At 77.1% G+C, this 1216-nt stretch carries 1 protein-coding gene; it reads right to left on the bottom strand.

The window, feature by feature from the left end:
• Window positions 1–241: 241 nt before the first annotated feature.
• The coding region (locus G3I53_RS14235; RefSeq protein ID WP_164438410.1) for an SWIM zinc finger family protein at window positions 242–1216 on the bottom strand (975 nt) is incomplete at its 5' end.

The following is a 1216-nucleotide window of genomic DNA, read 5'->3' as shown; positions in this document are numbered from 1 at the left end:
GGTGCCGACGGCGGCGGAGCGGGAGCGCCCCTCGGGGGCCCGGAATAGGGCCGCGGCGCCTCCGGGCGGGGCCGGGGCCAGGGGGCCGGCCGGGTCCGCGGCGGCGGAGATCCTGCTCATGAGCTTCCCTTCCGTCGGGTGTCCCGGAGCGGTCGAAGACTCACGTGCACCGGGTGTCCCGTGAGGCCCGTGCCATGCATGAGGTGCGGGGGACAGGAGTGAACGGAGCGGTCGAGCCGGTTCAGCACAGCGGCACCACCTCGCCCGGCCCCTCGGGCCATGCCGCCAAAGGAGTGAATCCCCGGTGGCCGCACTCGCCGAAGACACGCACCGGCGCCCCGCCGGACAGAGCCACCAGGCGCCACAGCCCGGACCGTGCCGTCGGCGTGAGCCGCAGGGCCGTACCGGCGTCGGCATCCGCGAGCTGCCAGCTCCCGCCGTCCGGGGCCGGAATCACCCGGTCCAGCGTGACCGGAACGCTGTCCAGCCAGGGATCCTTGCGCAGCGCCTCGCCGTAGCGGCGGACCGCCCCGGCGGTGGATGTGCCCGGGGGCCGCAGCGCCGTCGGCGCGGGGGACCCGAACCGCTCCCGCAGCGCGGCGCGCACCTGCTCGGCGCCCGGGTAGGCGGCCAGTTCCGCGTCCACGGCCAGGCCCACCGGCAGCGCCGTCTCCGGTACGCGGCCCGCCGCACCGTAGGAGAGGTGCAGTGCCGTGCGGCCCGACTCCGTGCCGTACAGCCAGATCCGGCGGGTCGTCAGACGGGCGTCGGCCGTGTCGTACTGGGCGAGGACCAGCCAGCGGTCACGCACCGGCAGACCCTCGGCCGACGTGGGCAGGCCCACACGGGAGCGCACCGTCACTGCGAGGTCCCCGGGCAGCCGCTCGCGCCGCAGCCAGCCGCGGACGAGGAGGTGGAGCAGCGCGCACTCTTGAAGCAGCCGTACCGGCCAGTCCGGCCCGGTGCCCGGTATGGTCCCCAACTCCCGCACCCGCGCGGCCAGTCCCGGCGCCTGGGCGTCCACCATGCGCGCCGCCGTCTCCTCCCACAGGGAGTACCCGGCCTGCTCCGCCGCGGCCAGGCCGCCGCGCAGCAGGTCCGCCAGGCGCTGCTCCAGTTCCGTGGCGCCCGCGGTGACGCGCTCGGCCCGGCGCTCCGCCCTGCGCCGCGCCGCCTCCGGATCGGCCGGTCCCGGCACGGGGTCCGGCACCTCCCC

It is taken from the genome of Streptomyces sp. SID14436 (genome assembly GCF_010548465.1).
Lineage (GTDB): Bacteria > Actinomycetota > Actinomycetes > Streptomycetales > Streptomycetaceae > Streptomyces.
This window is presented reverse-complemented; position numbering and strand designations above follow the sequence as displayed.